The 16,525-nt window shown below is 70.9% G+C and carries 24 protein-coding genes; 17 read left to right on the top strand and 7 right to left on the bottom strand.

The window, feature by feature from the left end; all coding sequences use genetic code 11:
• The 15 genes from ACTHMS_RS13225 (at position 1) to ACTHMS_RS13155 (ending at position 12,207) form a co-directional block, all read left to right on the top strand.
• The gene (locus tag ACTHMS_RS13225; protein WP_440307136.1) at positions 1 to 975 is read left to right on the top strand and encodes a phage tail tube protein; all 975 of its coding nucleotides are present in this window, start codon (positions 1 to 3) and stop codon (positions 973 to 975) included.
• A complete protein-coding gene (locus ACTHMS_RS13220) occupies positions 972 to 3,905 on the top strand; it encodes a hypothetical protein (protein WP_440307135.1) in 2,934 nt (977 codons plus the stop codon). Before ACTHMS_RS13225 ends, ACTHMS_RS13220 begins: the two co-directional genes overlap by 4 nt.
• A gap of 67 nt (positions 3,906 to 3,972) precedes the next feature.
• Positions 3,973 to 4,506 carry a hypothetical protein gene (locus ACTHMS_RS13215; RefSeq protein WP_440307134.1) on the top strand — a complete coding sequence of 178 codons (534 nt, stop codon included), beginning with the start codon at positions 3,973 to 3,975 and terminating at the stop codon, positions 4,504 to 4,506.
• On the top strand, positions 4,503 to 5,033 hold the full coding sequence (locus ACTHMS_RS13210; protein ID WP_440307133.1) for a hypothetical protein: 531 nt from the start codon (positions 4,503 to 4,505) through the stop codon (positions 5,031 to 5,033). The genes ACTHMS_RS13215 and ACTHMS_RS13210 overlap by 4 nt, the downstream gene beginning before the upstream one ends.
• Positions 5,030 to 5,461, top strand: a complete 432-nt coding sequence (locus tag ACTHMS_RS13205) for a hypothetical protein (RefSeq protein WP_440307132.1) — start codon at positions 5,030 to 5,032, stop codon at positions 5,459 to 5,461. The genes ACTHMS_RS13210 and ACTHMS_RS13205 overlap by 4 nt, the downstream gene beginning before the upstream one ends.
• 3 nt (positions 5,462 to 5,464) lie before the next feature.
• Positions 5,465 to 5,692, top strand: coding sequence for a hypothetical protein (locus ACTHMS_RS13200; RefSeq protein WP_440307131.1), 228 nt, complete (start codon positions 5,465 to 5,467; stop codon positions 5,690 to 5,692).
• Entirely contained in the window at positions 5,689 to 6,606 is a 918-nt protein-coding gene (locus ACTHMS_RS13195) for a glycoside hydrolase domain-containing protein (protein WP_440307130.1), read from the top strand. The genes ACTHMS_RS13200 and ACTHMS_RS13195 overlap by 4 nt, the downstream gene beginning before the upstream one ends.
• An 11-nt stretch (positions 6,607 to 6,617) precedes the next feature.
• Complete coding sequence (locus ACTHMS_RS13190) at positions 6,618 to 6,929, top strand: hypothetical protein (protein WP_440307129.1); 312 nt, start codon at positions 6,618 to 6,620, stop codon at positions 6,927 to 6,929.
• Between the two features lie 3 nt (positions 6,930 to 6,932).
• Entirely contained in the window at positions 6,933 to 7,268 is a 336-nt protein-coding gene (locus ACTHMS_RS13185; protein ID WP_440307128.1) for a DUF6527 family protein, read from the top strand.
• Entirely contained in the window at positions 7,265 to 7,405 is a 141-nt protein-coding gene (locus ACTHMS_RS13180; RefSeq protein ID WP_440307127.1) for a hypothetical protein, read from the top strand. Before ACTHMS_RS13185 ends, ACTHMS_RS13180 begins: the two co-directional genes overlap by 4 nt.
• On the top strand, positions 7,405 to 8,214 hold the full coding sequence (locus tag ACTHMS_RS13175) for a phage tail fiber protein (RefSeq protein WP_440307126.1): 810 nt from the start codon (positions 7,405 to 7,407) through the stop codon (positions 8,212 to 8,214). Before ACTHMS_RS13180 ends, ACTHMS_RS13175 begins: the two co-directional genes overlap by 1 nt.
• 3 nt (positions 8,215 to 8,217) lie before the next feature.
• Complete coding sequence (locus ACTHMS_RS13170; RefSeq protein WP_440307125.1) at positions 8,218 to 8,646, top strand: hypothetical protein; 429 nt, start codon at positions 8,218 to 8,220, stop codon at positions 8,644 to 8,646.
• Positions 8,647 to 8,648: 2 nt separating this feature from the next.
• Entirely contained in the window at positions 8,649 to 9,716 is a 1,068-nt protein-coding gene (locus ACTHMS_RS13165) for a hypothetical protein (RefSeq protein ID WP_440307124.1), read from the top strand.
• Complete coding sequence (locus ACTHMS_RS13160) at positions 9,713 to 11,896, top strand: hypothetical protein (protein ID WP_440307123.1); 2,184 nt, start codon at positions 9,713 to 9,715, stop codon at positions 11,894 to 11,896. The genes ACTHMS_RS13165 and ACTHMS_RS13160 overlap by 4 nt, the downstream gene beginning before the upstream one ends.
• Entirely contained in the window at positions 11,893 to 12,207 is a 315-nt protein-coding gene (locus tag ACTHMS_RS13155; RefSeq protein ID WP_440307122.1) for a hypothetical protein, read from the top strand. The genes ACTHMS_RS13160 and ACTHMS_RS13155 overlap by 4 nt, the downstream gene beginning before the upstream one ends.
• A 75-nt stretch (positions 12,208 to 12,282) precedes the next feature.
• Here the strand turns inward: ACTHMS_RS13155 and ACTHMS_RS13150 are convergent, their stop codons facing one another.
• The 7 genes from ACTHMS_RS13150 to ACTHMS_RS13120 all read right to left on the bottom strand — a co-directional run bounded on the left by ACTHMS_RS13150 (position 12,283) and on the right by ACTHMS_RS13120 (position 15,429).
• Positions 12,283 to 12,690 carry a HicB family toxin-antitoxin system gene (locus ACTHMS_RS13150; RefSeq protein ID WP_440307121.1) on the bottom strand — a complete coding sequence of 136 codons (408 nt, stop codon included), beginning with the start codon at positions 12,688 to 12,690 and terminating at the stop codon, positions 12,283 to 12,285.
• 5 nt (positions 12,691 to 12,695) lie between these two features.
• Entirely contained in the window at positions 12,696 to 12,899 is a 204-nt protein-coding gene (locus ACTHMS_RS13145; protein WP_440307120.1) for a type II toxin-antitoxin system HicA family toxin, read from the bottom strand.
• A gap of 234 nt (positions 12,900 to 13,133) precedes the next feature.
• Positions 13,134 to 13,493 (bottom strand): hypothetical protein, encoded by a 360-nt coding sequence (locus ACTHMS_RS13140; protein ID WP_440307119.1) that lies wholly within the window; start codon positions 13,491 to 13,493, stop codon positions 13,134 to 13,136.
• A 242-nt stretch (positions 13,494 to 13,735) separates the two neighbouring features.
• A complete protein-coding gene (locus ACTHMS_RS13135; protein ID WP_440307118.1) occupies positions 13,736 to 13,996 on the bottom strand; it encodes a hypothetical protein in 261 nt (86 codons plus the stop codon).
• Positions 13,993 to 14,703 carry a RelA/SpoT domain-containing protein gene (locus ACTHMS_RS13130; RefSeq protein ID WP_440307117.1) on the bottom strand — a complete coding sequence of 237 codons (711 nt, stop codon included), beginning with the start codon at positions 14,701 to 14,703 and terminating at the stop codon, positions 13,993 to 13,995. The genes ACTHMS_RS13135 and ACTHMS_RS13130 overlap by 4 nt, the downstream gene beginning before the upstream one ends.
• A 42-nt stretch (positions 14,704 to 14,745) precedes the next feature.
• Positions 14,746 to 15,006, bottom strand: a complete 261-nt coding sequence (locus tag ACTHMS_RS13125; RefSeq protein WP_440307116.1) for a DUF3263 domain-containing protein — start codon at positions 15,004 to 15,006, stop codon at positions 14,746 to 14,748.
• A gap of 48 nt (positions 15,007 to 15,054) precedes the next feature.
• A complete protein-coding gene (locus ACTHMS_RS13120) occupies positions 15,055 to 15,429 on the bottom strand; it encodes a hypothetical protein (protein ID WP_440307115.1) in 375 nt (124 codons plus the stop codon).
• Positions 15,430 to 15,599: 170 nt separating this feature from the next.
• Between ACTHMS_RS13120 and ACTHMS_RS13115 the strand changes: the two genes are divergently transcribed.
• On the top strand, positions 15,600 to 16,013 hold the full coding sequence (locus ACTHMS_RS13115) for a TadE/TadG family type IV pilus assembly protein (protein WP_440307114.1): 414 nt from the start codon (positions 15,600 to 15,602) through the stop codon (positions 16,011 to 16,013).
• Positions 16,010 to 16,525 (top strand): TadE/TadG family type IV pilus assembly protein (locus ACTHMS_RS13110; RefSeq protein WP_440307113.1); only part of this gene is annotated, 516 nt, incomplete at its 3' end. The genes ACTHMS_RS13115 and ACTHMS_RS13110, both read left to right, overlap by 4 nt.

Genomic DNA, 16,525 nt, shown 5'->3' with positions numbered 1-16,525 from the left:
GTGGCGCTCGCAGTCGGCCCGGCGCGTCTGCTGCAGGTCGCGATCGGCAAGGAGTTGACGTACGGGTCGGCGGTCACCCCGACCGTCGCGCTTCCCGTCGCCTCGTGCTCGCCGGTCGACCTGCTCAGCCCGATCATCGACAACGCGTGGCGCGGCAGCGTCGCTGGCGCCTACGGGGCGCAGCCCGGCCGCTCCGGGTCGCAGATCGACGTCGCGGGGTCGCTCTACGGTGACCTGATCGGGTGGCTGCTCGTCGGCATCCTCGGCTCCGACGCGGTCACCGGCGCGTCCGCGCCCTACACGCACACGATCACGCCGCTGAACAGCGGCACCCAGCAGCCGCCCTCGTACACGATCGTCACGTCGGACTCCGTCGGCGGGATCTCGTGGCCTGGCTGCAAGGTCGCGTCGCTGAACATCGAGTTCGGGGTCGACAAGGCGGCGTCGTTCGCTGCGCAGCTCGTCGGCCTGTCCGGCGCCGCGGTGTCGAAGCCGGCGGCGTCGTTCTCCAGCGTGCCGATGCTCGCGTCGTGGGCTGCGTCGCTGAAGGTCGGCGGCACCGTCGACGGGTCGCTGCAGCAGCTCACGCTGCAGATCCAGCGCGCGATCGCGAGCAAGTCGAACTCCGACGGGTCGCTGCAGCCGTACCTGCAGCGGTCCGGGCTGCTCACCGTGAACGGCACCGCGACGTTCGTCCTCACCAGCGACACCTACCGGCAGTGGGCGCAGTCGACGCAGCAGACGTCGATCGAGGTGTCGCTGTCGTCCGGCTCGGGCGCGTCGCTGCAGTCGCTCGATCTGCGGTCCTCGAGCGCGGACGTCCTCACCGCGGCACGCAACTACGGGCAGAAGTGGGTGGAGTGCGCGGTGTCGTGGCAGGCGAACGGGTCGACCGCGGATGTGGGTAGCTCGGGCGGCTGGTCGCCGCTGCAGGCGACGCTGCAGAACGCGATCGGAGCAGGGGTCTACTCGTGAGCACGAACGCCGGCTGGCCGCTCATCGAGGAGTCCGTGTCGTTCCTGCAAGGGCCGGGGTCGCAGCTGCTCGCGAACTACGTCCTCACCAGCGCCGGATACGCGGGTAACTCCGTCGAGCACGCGCCGGCCGAGGCGGCGCTGTGGTGCAACCTCACCGCCCGCACCGAAGGCTCCTGGTCGGCGCAGCGCGGCCGACAGTACGAACTCGACCAGGTGCAGACCGGCACCGCCGGCACGACGTGGCGCAACGACGACGGCGCGCTCGCCCCTAACAACCCGTCGAGCCCGTTCTACCCGGCAGTCACGCTGCTCCGCGGGTACCGGCGGCGCGCCATGTACCCGGTCACGAAGAACCTGCTCACCGCCTCGCAGGCGCAGCCGTCCAGCGACGGCTGGGGGTTCGCATGGCCGAAGTGGGCGACGCCGAACCCCGCCTACTACTTGCAGGGCGCCGCGTACGCGATCCAGTCCAGCTTCGGCAACGGTCTGCCGACCTCGATCCCCGCCGGGACGACGCTGGTCGCCTACGGCGGCTTCGCGATCACCCCGGGGCTCGCCTACTCCGCGTCGGTCGCCGTCGTCGGCATCACCAACGGGCTCGGCGTCGCCGTGCGCCTCAACTGGTACGGCCCGGGCGGCACGATCCTGTCGAGCGTCACCGGGTCCACCGTCACCACGGTCACCCGCGCGACGGTGTCCGGCACCGCCCCGTCCAACTGCGTCGGCGCCACCATGTCCGTCGTCGTCGTCACCCCGCCTACCGCGACCGCCGACCTGCAGCTGCAGCAGTACCAGCTCGAGCAGGCCGCAGTTCCGACGACGTTCGACTACCCGGGCACCTGGTACGACATGTTCACCGGCTACGTCGAGCGGTGGCCGCAAGCGTGGGAGGACGGCGGCCTGTACGGCACCACCACGCCGCAGCTCATCGACGCGTTCGGGTATCTGTCGCAGCGCGCCATCCGCTCGCCCGGGTACCAGGAGATCCTGTACCACGGCGCCGCGTGGTTCTATCCCCTCGACGAGCCGACCGGGGCGACGCAGTGGAACGACCTGACCGGCAACGAGTCCGCGCTGCAGCGCCGCATCGTGAACGGCGCGCCCGCATCGCAGATCGTCCCGGGCGTCACGCTCCCCGCATCGAGCACGTCAGGCGTCTCCAGCGCGGTGATCTACAAGGCGAGCGGGTTCAACCCCGGCGCCGTCTCCGGCCCCTGCACGCAGTTCAGCAACTCGCCCGGCTCGTCGGCGCTGGCGCTGCTCGATCTCGGCGCCGCCAAAGGCAGCGCCGGCCCATCGAACGCGACCGGCTGGACGATGGTGTTCCTCGTCAACACCGCGGCGAGCAGCGCATCGAATCCAGACCAGTACGTGTGGGCCGTCTACGACCCCAACAACACGAGCAGCTACATCCGGCTCGCCGCGACCGGCGCGAACTTCTACCAGGTCCAGATCGACAACGGCACCGCCCGCACCCTGAACATCGGGTCGCCGACCGCCTTCGCCGGCTACGCCGCCACCGACGGCTGCTGGCACGCCATCGTGCTCACCATGAGCGCCGACGGGAAGACGCTCACCGGGCAGGTCGACAACTACCCGGCCCAGACCCTCGTCACCGGCTCAGACATGCGGCCTTCGTTCAGCGCGGCCGCAGTGGAAACGCTCGGCGGATCCGGCAACGGCTCTGGCGGCTGGTCGGGCTACCTGTCCTGCGTCGCCTACATCGCCACCGCGATTCCGACGACCACCCTGTTCCCCACCCCGGGCGAGAACGAGGTATACGACGGCTTCGAGGTCCCCGCGATCAACACCCTCATGGCCACCCTCACCATCGACAGTTCCGGCTCGAGCGAGGCGACGTCCGGCACCCGGTTCGCCGACATCCTGCGCTGGGCCGGCTGGGGCGGTTACCGTTCGATCGACTCGCTGCCGACGCTCGGTCAGGGCTACGGCGGGCAGACCTGGGACTACGGGCCACCGATTGAGTTCCTCGCCGCCGCCGCTGACACCGGCCACGACGCCGTCTCGTCGCTGCAGACGGTCACCGACACCGAGAACGGGCAGCAGTACGTCGACCGCTCCGGCGTCGTGACCTTCAAGAACCGCAGCCGCCGCTACGGCCAGACCACCCCGGTCGCGACGTTCGGCGAGAACACCGCCGCGGGCGAGATCCCTTACGAGGGCGCGGCGTTCGACTTCGACCCGACCCTGGTCGCCGACGACGTGCTGCTCACACAGCTCACCAGCGGGCTCGCGTTCCGCCAGGTCAACCCGACATCGATCGCCTCGTTCGGCGACGTGCAGCTGCAGCGGCAGGTCAACACCCTCGACCAGAACGAGATTCTCGCCGCGGTCTCGTACCTGCTGCAGCACGAAGGGACGCCACAGCTCCGCTGCGAGGCGATCACCATCAACGTCGCCGCCTACCCGTCGTGCTGGCAGACGATGCTCGGGCTCGAGCTGGGCTCGCCGGTGCGGATCAACCGCCGGCCGTCCAACGCGCCGCAGATCACCTTCGACGGGTTCGTCGAGAACATCGCCTGGTCGATGGACGATCAGGGCAACGCGTCGGTGACGCTGCAGTGCTCCCCGAACCTGGCGCTCGACAAGGGCGCCGGCTTCTTCGACACCGCGCGGTTCCAGATCAACCCGGGCGACTCGACGCTGCAGTCGGCCGTCACCGCCGCAGCGACGTCGCTGGTCATCGCGACCGCCGCCGGCGCACCGCCGCTGACGAACGACGGCACCCAGTACCCGTTCACGATCGTGATCGACTCCGAGCAGATCACCCTCGGCGCCGCGCCCGGCTCGGCCACGTCGCCCCAGACGTTCTCGACGATCACCCGCGGTGCTAACGGCACCACCGCCTCAGCGCACTCCGCCGGCGCCCAAGTCGCGCTCGCCACCACCGCGCTGTTCGCGTATTGACCGGCTCCCGCGCACTCGCGCGGCTTGATCGACCGCTCGACATCCCCCCGCTGAAGGAGCGCGTCCCGTGGTTCTCGCCGTCCCCAATCCCGCCACCTACTCGCCCGGCGAGCTGATCGCCGCGGCGCTGCTCAACGCCCAGGTCCGCGACGCCGTCTCGTTCCTGCTGAACCCGCCGCTGTTCCTCGCTGTGCTGCCCGGCAACCAGGCGATCGCGAGCGGCGGCAGCGGCTCCGCGCTGTCGTTCACGTCCGGCGTCGTGGTCGACACCTACAACGGGCACAGCAACACCACCAACCCGACCCGATACACCCCGCAGGCCCCGGGCTACTACGAGATCACCGGGCAGATCGCGTGGACGAACAACGCGACCGGCTACCGGCAGGCCAACATCGCGCAGAACGGCGTCGCGCAGTGGCCGCTCGACAAGATCGAGGCCGTGTCCTCGACCGACACGATCGTCGTGCAGGTGCTCCACCCGGCGCTGTACTTCAACGGGACGACGGACTACGTCGAACTGTTCGGGTCGCAGTCGTCCGGCGCCAGCCTGAACGCGCTCGGGTCGTTCTCATCGTTCAGCGCCCGCTGGGTCCACGCGTGACCGCCCACAACGACGGCCCGGTCGCCGCGCACGACCAGACCGTCGCGCACCGGTACGTCGTCCACTACCCGCCGCACCCCGCGCGCACGGACGACCCGCACTACAAGGACTTCAACCACTACCACCGGACGACCGGCCCGACCGCCCGGTGCGCGTTCGCGGTGCACGCGACGCTGCCCGGCGACCAGCAGCCACTCCGGCAGCTCGCCGCGCCGCACCGCCTCCTCGGCGACGGCGAACTCCGCGCCGGCTGCGACACCTGCTGCCCGCTCGAGCTGCACCACTCGCACATCGAGTTCTCCATGCAGAACGGCGTCGACCTCGCGCTGCTCGAGAAGGACTACCCCGGGGTGTCGAGCGTCGACGAGGTCGGCGCATGGGTCGAGTCCGCCGCGAACCTCATCTGGCTGTGCGTGTTCCACCACCGCGGCCCGGGCGGCGCGCACACCGCGTCCGCGTCCGACTACGAGGCGGAGCGGTACGTCCGCGGCCTGATCGGCCCGGCCGACCGCAAGGCGGCCTCGTGAGCGACGTCGGAGCGATCCTCACCGACGCGGCGTCCATCGCGATCGCAGGTGGCGGCGCCGCCGGGCTCGTGGGGTGGATCATCCGCAAGGCGTGGCTCGGCCTCGCGCGAGTCCGCAGGTTCCTCGACGACTACGAAGGCACCCCGGCCCGCCCCGGCATCCCCGAGCGGCCGGGTGTGATGACCCGGTTGCAGTCGATCGACCACCGCCTCGCGAACGGCGACCTCCGCTTCGAGGCACTCGACGAGCGGAACACCCTGCTCGACCAGCGACACGCCCGCGTCGACGCCATCCTCGCGCACCTCGCAGAGGAGATGCCGAAGAACGGCCGGCCGATGACCGAGAAGGTCGACGCGATCTACCGGTACATCCAGTCACTCGACGCCGCGGCCGACCCGGCGCCGACTCCCGCATCGCCGGAGCCCTGACCAGTGCCGGGCTGGCTCGTCCACCTGCTCGGCCTCGACAGCGCCAACGGCCGCACGTACCTGTTCTGGTCCGGGTTCGGCGGCGACCTGCCGATGTTCGCCGGCGTCACCGTCGCGTGGCGCCGCTTCAACTGCCACCAGCAGGGCTGCTGGCGCGTGGGCCTGCACCACGGCGCCGGCCCACACCTGTGCGCACGGCACAAGCAACCACCGAAGGGGGAACCATCGTGACCGTCACCATGCCCGCGCCGCTGCGCCCGGGCGACCTGCTTATCGACTTCTCGATGATGCGGATGACTGCCGCGGACGCCGTGAAGGCGAAGGCCGCCCATGCGAGGGGCATCATCCGCTACTCGGCGGGTGCCGCGTCGAGCCCGCGCCACCCGTCGTACAAGCTCAACGCCGGGAAGCTGATTACCCCTGGCGAGTTCCGGGCGCTGCTCGCCGACGGGTTCGACATCGTCGCGAACGACGAGTGGTACACGACCCGCGTCACCGAGGGGACGTCCGCGGGCGCGGTCGACGGCGCGGTCGCCGGGGCGCTGTGGCATACCTGCGGCCTCGCGCGCGGCGCGGTGATCATCCCGTCGTGGGACGCGTCGCCTTCCCGGCTGCGCTGGCCGGCGGTGCGGTCCTACCTCGCCGCCTACCAGAAGGAACTCGACCAGTTCGGGTACCACGCCGGCCTCTACGGCGGCACGCCCGTCGTGAACCGGATGGTCGCCGTCGGCGCTGCCCGCACCGGGTGGCGAGCGAACGCCGGTGACTGGTCGAACGACGGCCTGCCGTACCAGCCCGACACGTCCACGCCGGCGAAGCGGGCCGCGCTCGTCGCCGCCGCACTCAAGGTCACGAAGGCGCACCTGTGGCAGACCGGCAACTACTGGTTCGGGCAGCAGGCCGACGAGAACCTCGTGCTCCGCGCCCCGCTCGGATCGCACTGCGACGCCGTCCGCGCCGCCCACCCGCCCGTCACGCCGCCGAAGAAGCCGACGCCCGCACCGGCGCCGGCCCCGGCGCCCGCGCCGGCGCACGTGGCCGTCACCGAGCTGGTCGACGCCACCGGACGGTGGTCCTGGTCGACCGACACCAACGGAAACCTCGTCAAGAAGCACGACGGCGTCGTCGTGCAGACGCTGCCCTGAAGGGGGACGCAGTGAACGTCATCCGCATCGCCAAGGACTTGTGGGCCCGCGAGCCCGTCATCGTCAGCACCGTCATCCCGGAACTCGCCAGCGTCGGCGTGCTGTCGGCTCACCAGGCCGACGCCGTCTCCGGCACGATCACCGCGGCCGTCGCGCTCGCCGCGCAGGGCGTCGCTCTCGTCGGCGCGTTCGTCGCCCGCTCGAAGGTGAAGAGCCCGGCGACACAGACCAAGGAGGATCTCGTCGCCGGTGTCCTCGCGCAGCGGCACCAGGACCCGATCGCCGCCCTCGACCCGGCGCCCGAGCCTGCTGCCGCCGGCTGAGCGGTGAGCGACCTGGTGCGCGTCGCGCCCATCGACGTCGACGGCGTTCGCCCTGGGCGGGCGGTGTGGATGTGGTGCCCGGGCTGCGACGACCTGCACCGCGTCCTCGTCCGCGGCGAGGACGGCAGCATCCCGGAGCCGTGCTGGGACTGGGACGGCAACACCGCCGCGCCGACGATCGACCCGTCGATCCTCTGCACGTACGGAGACCGGCCCGGCGCCAAGCGGTGCCACTCGTACGTGCGCGGCGGTCGCTGGGAGTTCCTCGCCGACTGCACGCACTCGCTCGCTGGCCAGACCGTGCCGATGGTCCCCATCCCGGCTGGCTGGTTCTCGTGAGCGGACAACCCGACCCGTACCAGTGCCAGCACTGCGGTGCGTTCTGGCCGGTGCGGGTGCTCGCCCGCGACTGCGAGCGCAAGCACAACGCCGCCTCGACCGAGACGCGGACGACCAATATCGAAAGGGGAGCCTGATGGCTCTGCAGAAGTTCAACATCGGCACCAACGAGGACGGGTCGCCGCGCTTCCACTTCGTGCACGACGGCGACCCCGACGAGGCCGTGGTCTACACCGGCCCGAACATCGGCGGCTCCGTCACCGTCTCCGACGGCACCGTGTACGACCTGTCCGAGCACGTCACCGTCGTCCGCAAGGGCCACGAGGGCGAGGTGTCGCACCACGTCGGCCTGCGGTTCGAGTCCGAGGGCCACCCGCTGCACCTTGAGGCCGGCGGCGAGCCGTTCCTGCACCACTGCACCGCGGCGTGCGGCGAGCAGGCGCGGCCGGTCGTGGACCCGTTCGCCGCGTTCGCCGCAGCCCGCGCCCAGCAGCAGACCGACGCGATCGTCGACGCCGACGTCCGGGCGCACCACGCCGCGGCGCTCGGCACCGGTTCGGCCGGCGGGCCGTCGATGGCGCGCGCGGGCGTCGCTGCCGAGAACGCCGCGCTCAACGGCCTCGACGGCACCGGCAGCACGAACGTCATCCCCGACACGTCGCTGCACACCGCCGACTGCGGCACGACCGGCGCGTCGGAGAACGCGAACACCGGCAGCTACGCCCGGCAGGCTGCGAGCTGGAACGCCGCAGCGTCGGGCGCGAAGACCAACAGCGCCGGGCAGACGTTCTCGACCGCCGGGACGACCGCGGTGTCGTACTTCGGCACCTGGTCGTCGGCCACCTACGGCGCGGGCAACTTCGCGATCGGCGGCGCGCTCGCCTCGTCGGTCACCGCCGCGTCGATCACGATCGCCTCGGGCGCGATCAGCCTCGGCGCGAGCTGACCGATGGCCGTCACGCAGCACGCCTACACCAACGCGATCCTGAAAGCGTTCAACAAGGAGATCTCGTGGGCGTCGGACACGATCAAGGTGATGCTGTGCACGTCGGCCTACACCCCTGACCAGAACGCGCACGCGTACAAGTCGTCGGTCACCAACGAGGTGACCGGCACCGGCTACACCGCTGGCGGCGTCGCTCTCGCTTCGAAGACGACGAGCGCCGCCAGCGGGGTAGCGACGTTGAGCGCGGCCGCCGCGTCCTGGTCGTCTGCGACGATCACCGCCCGGTACGCCGTGATCTACGACTCGACCGGGACCGACTCGACGTCGCCGCTCATCGCCTGGGTCGACTTCGGCGCGGACGTGTCGTCGGTCGCCGACACCTTCACCGTGACCTGGGACCCGAGCGGCATCATCAGCGCGACCGCCGCATAGCCATGATCAAGGTCACCGGCCGCGTGCACCTGGACCGCAACTCCGGTCTGGCGTTCATCCTGGGCACCACCATCCCCGACGCCACGAGCGACGGCTACGGCGTGCTCGGCTACACCCCGGCGACCCTGAAGGACCTGTCGGGTGACCAGCCGATCGGCGCGGGCCAGGTGGTCGAGGGCAGGCGCATCCACGGCGCGTGCTCGTTCACCGGCTCGGGCGCCACGATCCGCGGCTGCGAGATCGTGAGCCGCCCGGGCGCGGCCTACGACGTGAACTACCGCGGCCTGGTCTCCAACACCCAGGGCGGCATCAACAACACCGTCGAGTACTCCAAGCTCACGCAGTGGGACGCCTCCACCAACAGCGACAACTCGATCTCCTGGCGCGAAGGCATCTACCTCACCAGCGGGTCGATCACCACGCGCCGACTCGACATCAGCAACACCAACCACCTGATGTACGTCAACGGCGGCACCCTCACCGAGCTCGGGTCGTGGCTGCACGACGTCGGGTTCCGCACCGACGACACCGACCACTCGACCGACCCGCGCTACCCGAACTGGTCGCACAACGACGGCATCCACTTCGCCGGCGGCCTGAACCACCACGTCGAGGGCACCCGGATCGACAACACGTTCTCCAAGCAGACCGGCATGAACTCGACGGCCAACCCCGACCCGAACGCCGAGCAGATCTGGCCGAACGCGCACTGCATGCTGTTCCGCCAGGCCAACTCGACCCTGCCCGGCGTCACGCTCAAGAACATCTTCCTGGCGCACGGGTCGATCGCCATGCAGTTCACCACCAGCACGCTCACCGGCGGCGGCGGCGACTGGTCGATCACCGGCGTCCGCATCACCCCGAACCAGGGCAAGGAGTACGGCTACTACCAGCAGATCACGATCGACTCGTCGCAATGGGGGAACGTCGTGATCGACACCTCGAACGTCTACAGCGACGAGGCTGACACCCCGGTCGCGTACCGCGGGCAGCCGCTCAAGGCCCCGACCGGCACCGCCCCGAAGTCGTGGGCGTTCAACGCAACGGTGCACACCGGGTCGATCCCGTGACGTTCGCGCTCAAGGCCGAGACCGGCGCCTACCGCGCAAGCGACGGGTCGACGACGTTCCCGCTCAACCTGCCGTCGGGCCTCGCCGTCGGCGACCCGCTGTTCTTGCTGATCTCGGCGACGTCCAACGGGTTCGCGCTCTCGTCGACCCCGTCCGGCTGGACGACGGTCGGGTCGGGCAACGTCGGCACCGGCTCGTACCTCATGCTGCACCGCACCGGCGGCTGGCAGACCGCCGACGGCACGAGCCTGTCGATCACCGTCGTCACGGCGATGAACCTCACGTACTCGGCGTTCGCGCTCGACGGCGCCACGGTCGACCCGGACACGTACACGGTCGGCACGGTCACGACCCGCTCGACGTCGGTCACCACGACCACGGCGGCCGCCGGCGCGCTGTCGAGCTCGGTCGGGTACCTCGTGCTCTCGGTCGAGAAGGCGTCGAGCCACACCGGCGCCCCGGACGCCCCCACCGTGTCCCCGACGACCACGCTCGGCGGATGGCACGCGAGCACCGCCGCGTCCACCCCGTCGGTCTACCTCGGCACCTACACCGGCGCTGCGGCGACACGGACGATCACCTACACGACGGCGTCGAGCAACGGTGCCGCGTTCGAGATCGCCATGACCGGTGTCGGGTCGCCGGCCTCGGCCGCTGCCGGGCCGGTCGGCGTGACGGTCACGTCGCCCGCCGCGTCCGTCGCCGCCGGCTCGTCGGTCAGCGGCGGCGGTCCTGCGGCGATCACGCTCGCCGCGCTCGCCCCCACCGTCGCCGTCAGCGGCACGGCCAGCGGCGCCGCGGCGCTCACCCTCACCGGATCCGCAACGGCCCGCGGGGCGGCGTCGACCACAGGCTCGCTGTCCCTGACGGGAACGGCGACCGCGCGCGGCGCCCCCACGACGTCCGCGGCCGTCACCTTGACCGGCGCCGCGACGTCGTCGACCACGAGCGCGGCCGCGCTCGGGCTCGCCGCAGCGGCCACACCGGTTGCCCCGGTGACCAGCACAGCGGCGCTCACCGTGACCGCCTCAGCCGTCGCGAAGGGCGCAGCGACCGCGGCCGGGGCCCTGGCGCTGAACGCGGCGGCATCGAACGGCAGCACCGCCACTGCCGCCGTCACGCTCACCGGCGTGGCCAGCCCTGCCGCGCCCGACACAGGCGCCGCCACCGTCACGCTCACGAGCACGGGCTCCGCTCGAGGCGCTGCGCCGGCTAGCGCCACGGTGGCACTCGCTGGGTCCGCGACCGCCTCCGCCACCGCGGCCAGCGCGCTGACCCTCATCGGCTCGGCCTCGGCCGCAGCCAGCAGCAGCAGCGCCGGGGCACTGGCCCTGTCCGGCGCCGCCACCTCGGCGTCGAGCGCAGCAGCGGCCGTCGCTCTCGCAGCCACCGCCGCCGCGAAAGCCTCAGACGCCGCGACAGGCACGCTTGCGCTCTCCGGCACGGCTGCCGCCTCGACGGCCGCCAGCGGCGCTCTCGTGCTCGCCGCGGCCGCATCCGGATCGGCACCGACTTCGCTCGCGGGCGCGCTCGCGCTGTCGGGCGCGGGCGCTGCGGCGCAGGCCGGGGGGGCGGCTGGCGGAGTCACCCTCACCGGTACGGCATCGACCGCCGCTGCAGCGACCGCGTCGGGAACGGTGAGCCTCACCGGGACCGCTGCACCGTCAGGTCGAGACACCGGAACCGCCGCGCTCGCACTCGCAGGCTCGAGCCCGGCCAGCGGCAGCGCCGCCTCGTCCGGCGCACTCAGCCTCGCGGCGACCGGCCCGGCTACTCCCGCGGCGACCGCCGCGGCCGCCCTGGTGCTCGCCACCACCGCCACCGCCGGGAGCGGGCAAGGTGCGACCTGCACGCTCAGCCTGACCGCAGCCGCGACCGGACGCGCGGCCGTCGCCGCCGCCGCGGCCCTCAGCCTCGCCGGGACGGCCGCACCTGCGATCGCGACCACCGGAGCCGCAGTCCTCGCGCTGATCGCCGCAGGTGCACCCACGGGGGCGGCCGCCGCCGACGCGGCGCTCATCCTCTTCGCCGACGGCGGCAACCACCTCAACATGACCGCGACCCTCGCACCGCAGGCCGCGACGTTCGCCGCGGCCCTGCCCGCGCAGGTCGCCACGTTCACCGCCGCCCTCGCGGCACAGATCGCCACCTTCACCGCGACCCTCGGAGCGCAGCCTTGACCGTCAACACGTGGCAGCTCGACCGCAACACAGCGAAGTGGGTCGGGCCGATCACCTACACGGTCACCAACGACGCCGGCCAGCCGGTCGTCGACGCCACCATCACATTCGCGCTGCTGCCGGCCGACCGCCGCCCGGGCGCTACGGACTGGATCGCTCCGGTCGCCAACCCTGACGACCCGGCCCAGGTCGGGCTACAGGTCCCCGCGGTCGTCCGGGTCGGCAGGTACGGCGTGTGGGCCCGCGCGGTCCGCACCTCGAGCACCGTCGTGCTCGGGCCCGAATTGGTCGGATGGATCATCCGCACGTAGCTGCGGGTACGACCTCGACGGGAGCCCCGTCCGATCTCCTTCCCCCATGGGAGGTCGGCGGGGCTCCTTTCGTCGTTAGGACGCCCGACGGCGGCTGCGGTCCGACTCGTCGAGCAGCTGCTGCGCGCGCTGGAACGAGACGCCGAGGATGAACCCGATGTCACGGACGGTGAGGCCGTTCTCGTTCAGACGCTTCGCCTCACTGCGCAGCCTGCGCTGGTAGGACTCGGCTGCGGCCTCCGCCTCGCGACGGCTCGAGGCGAGAGCGTCGATCACTTCGCTGACACGGATGTCCTCGACGGCTTCGACCTCGACGGCCACGTCGAACGCGCCGGCAGGATCGAGCACGGCGGCGATGAGGTCGCGTGCGGCGGCTTCGGCGTCGGCGAGGCGCCGGACCTGGGTGATCGCGGAGTCGACGTCGAGGACGCGGACGATCCACCACTTCCCTTCGCGGGCGACTCGTGCGGTGTAGGTCGGCATGGTCCTCACTCTCCGTTGTTGCAGCGGGTGATCCCGTTGCGGATGTTCCGGACGACGGTCGGGCTGAGCATCGTGTGGCGCGGGACGGGCATCCGGATCCGACCGTGGTTGCAGACGTACACGTCGTGGCCGCCGGTGGTGCGGAGCAGGACCCATCCGGCCTTGGTCAGTTCCTTGATCATCCGGGTCCGACGCTCGTCGCTGGCCATGAGGATAGTCTAAAGCGCTAGACACATCTAGTCAAGCACGCTAGACAAAAATTGGTGCACGTCACGCCGTGACCAGCTAGAAGTGCTTCACCTGTCGTCGCTGTGCCAGATCGGTCGACAGGGCCACCGCGAGCGAGTAACTGAACGCCAAGCAGCCCCGCCGCGAAGCCTTGGGCCTTGGGGGAACTCGGCGGGGCTGCGCCATGCGCGACGCCGCCGGCTCACACCTAAGGCCTACTTGCCCGCCCGAAGCTGCGTCAGCCAGGGACGCACGTTGCCGATCATGAACTCGTCGTGCCGCTGCATCTGCGCGAGGCATGCCGACCATGCGGCATCGAATCGCTGCCGGAACTCAGGCGGGATCGTGTCGAACATATCCTGGTTCTCAATCAAGAGGACGGCGGTGCCGTCGTCGACGATCTCGACATAGGTCTGGTGCCGGAACTGTTCGCGTAGGCGTTCGGTCAGCACGGTCTGTGCGCGCGGAGTAAGTGGCCCGGTCGCTAGCGGGACTAGGAGCGAGTAGTCGCCGTCGGGACGGATCTTGACTTCCGCAGCCGTCCAGATGTACGCGGATGAAGAGGTCTCGGTCATGCGGTGAGCCTGCCACTGCGCACCGGTCCCCGGCGAGCACCTGAACCGATCGACCGCTCGCCGTCGAATCGCGAGAGCGCGGCTCCTGACTCGATCCACCGCACGGGAGCCGCGGTTCGCCTCGAAAGTGGGGCGGCCCATCAACTTCCCCCGCGAAGGCGACGGGCCGCCCCGCAACGGTCCTACCGGACATGAGAACCTGTCGCGAGTTGATCAGCTCAAGCCGCGCGCCGCGCCGACCGTCAGAGGCCAGCGAGGTACTTCGAGGAGATCTTTGCGCTGCCGTCGAAGTAGTTCGCGTGAGTGATGCGCACGGTCTCGATCGAGTCCGAGCCGACGAGGACGATGTCCATCATCGGGCTGTTCTTGTACTCCCGCTCGAGTCGGGAGTACTCGGTGATGGCTTCCTCGAGGCGGGTGCCGAAGTCTTGCTGCTGCACCAGCTTGCCGATCTCGTGGTTGAAGACGAGCAGGAAGTGCTTGATCGCCGACATCTGCGTCATCCTCTCCACGGTCGGGCAAGGTAGGGGGCTGCGCCCTCGCGGAGCATGCCGATTTCGTCTTGCATGGCTTCGTCTACGATACCGCCCGATTCTTCGATCGCCATAGCTTCCGAGATGGCTCTCATCAGCAACTGGATCGCGTGGCGTCCGTCTTGCTTCAAGTTCGTACCCAGACGAGCGCCAATCCGCTCCACCGTGATCGCCCACTCGTGCATGACGTATGTGCGGAGTTGGATCTCAATGTTGCGTCCACCGTACTCAACTATGATGTGGACGCCGCGGTAGCCGGACTGGCGGGGCGCGGTGATGTAGTCGCTGTACCCGCGCACCGGTCGTCGCATCCGGATCCGCTTCTCGACTGCCTGAATCTCAGCAACCGAGCGGAGCACGGCCCGCACCCCGCCCACGTCTTGCATCCGCGACAGAGCAAGTGTGGGCTCACGGATCAGCTTGTCGAAGATCGTAGGCACGCGCTTCAGACGCTGCGAGATCTCGGCGGTGCATCCGGCGGTGTTGACCATGCTGCGAAGGCCCATGCTCGCGCTCGCCAACGGTCGCGCGTGCGCCGCGCGCCAGGCGTAGAGGACATCGACGGATCTATCGACCAGCTCCTGGTCGATGTCTTCGCCACGGATCGCCTTGCGGATTCGGCTCCCGGCTTTGTCGACCTGCGATGCCGACGGAACCTGCGCCGACACCATCGCCATGGGGCAGAACCTACAGCCCGAGTCGCACCGTTTCTGCCCTGTTCAAGCCGCGCGGCGCGCTGACCGCCGCTGCGTCGCTCGCTCGAGCTGACGCCGCAGTCGGCCGATTAGCTGCGCGTGCGCCTCGGCGACCTCGACCGAGGGCGCCGACACGATGTCGAGCAGCCTCCGCGCGAACGCGGTCGACGACAGCCTGAGCTCGTCCATCGCTGCCCGGTCACGCGCCCCGGGACGGGTCCGCTGGGCCATCTCGAAGCGGCGCGCGAGGTCGAGGATCTGCATGTCGGTCGGCTGGTCGGTCATGGCGCGCAGTGCAGCATGACGGTCTGACAGTTTCCGGCGGCGCCGGGGTTAGACGGGGGCGGTGCCGGGGCAGACGCCGAGGTCGACGCTGCCGGCGGCGACGAGGACGCCGGCGCGGGTCGCGACCTGCCAGGTGACGGTGCCGCAGGCCGGCGGGGTGTCGAAGCCGGCGACGAACCCGCCGGGCTGGTGCTCGCTCGCGATGACGGCGGGTCCGTCGGCGAGGCGGTACTCGACGGTGGTGCCGGCGGTGTCGAGGCCGGTGAGCATGCCGGTGTGCCGGTCGTAGGCGATGTGGCTGGCCGGGGACGGTGCGGGTGCGGCGGTGGTGTCGTGGTGGGCGAGGAGTGGGACGGCGAGGATGCCAGCCGCGGCGACGCATCCTGCGAGGACGAGCTTGACGGGGTCGGTGGTGCGGTTCATTGGGCGTGCCTTCCTGCTGCCGTCGGGCCCGCCCGGGCCGGTGGGGGCATCAGGTACGCGTCACGGTCATGACGGCGATCCTCGTGGTGGCGATCCTCAGCGCCTTCGAGAACCCCATCAAGGATGCGATCACCAACGCCCTCGACAGCGTCACCGGCGCGAAGTAGACGGTGCGCCGACGCGTCGCGGCACGCGGCGACGACGCGGGCGCGGCCGTCGTCGACTTCGCCATGGTCGCGGTGCTGCTCGTGCTGCTGCTCATGGCCGTGCTGCAGGTGGCCGTCTACTTCTACGCGCGCACGGTGGTCGCGTCGGCGACGGCCGATGCGGCGCGGTACGCCGCGGCCCGAGGGGTCAGCGCCGACGCCGGCGCGGTGCGCGCCCAGCGGCTGGTGTCGGACGGCCTGGACGCCAACGACGCCGGGGCGATCCGCTGCCGCGGCGCGGTCGGCACCGACGGCGGCAGTGGGTTGCCGGTGACGAGGGTGCGGTGCAGCGGCGAGATCCGGTTGCTGTTCCTGCCGCTCGGCGTGCCGTTGCGGGTGGACACCACATCGACGGTGCTGAAGGAGACCGGGCCGTGAGGCGGCGTCCGCGCGGCGACGACGACGGCAACGCCATCCTCGAGTTCGTCTTCGTCGCCGTGATCGTCATGGTGCCGCTGATCTACGTGATCGTCGCCGTGGCGACGGTGCAGCGCAGCCAGTTGGCTGTCACGCAGGCCGCACGCGAGGCCGGCCGCGCGTTCGCCACCGGCTCGTCGCCCGCCGACGCCGCCGCCCGCGTGCGGGCGGCCGTGCGGCTGGCGCTCACCGACCAGGGCTTCGGCGACGACGCCGATCTCCGCTTCGTGCCGCCGTCGGCGCCGTGTACCGCCGCGGGAGTCACACCGCGTCTGGCGGCGGGCGCCGAGTACGCCGTGTGCGTCAGCCGCCGCAGCGAGCTGCCCGGCGTCCCGACCGTGCTGCAGGGACGCGGCGTCACGACCATCGGGCGCTACCTGCTCCATGTCGACGACTTCCGGACGGGGGCGCCGGTGGGCGCCCCGCCCCGGGGCGCCCCCACCCCCCGGTCCTCGGGGGGGTGCGCCTCGCGC

The sequence above is a fragment of the Jatrophihabitans sp. genome, from assembly GCF_051960575.1.
In the GTDB taxonomy this organism is placed as follows: Bacteria; Actinomycetota; Actinomycetes; order Mycobacteriales; family Jatrophihabitantaceae; genus JBQCEE01.
The sequence above is the reverse complement of the archived record's forward strand: the minus strand, read 5'-3'. Positions and strand labels throughout refer to the sequence as shown.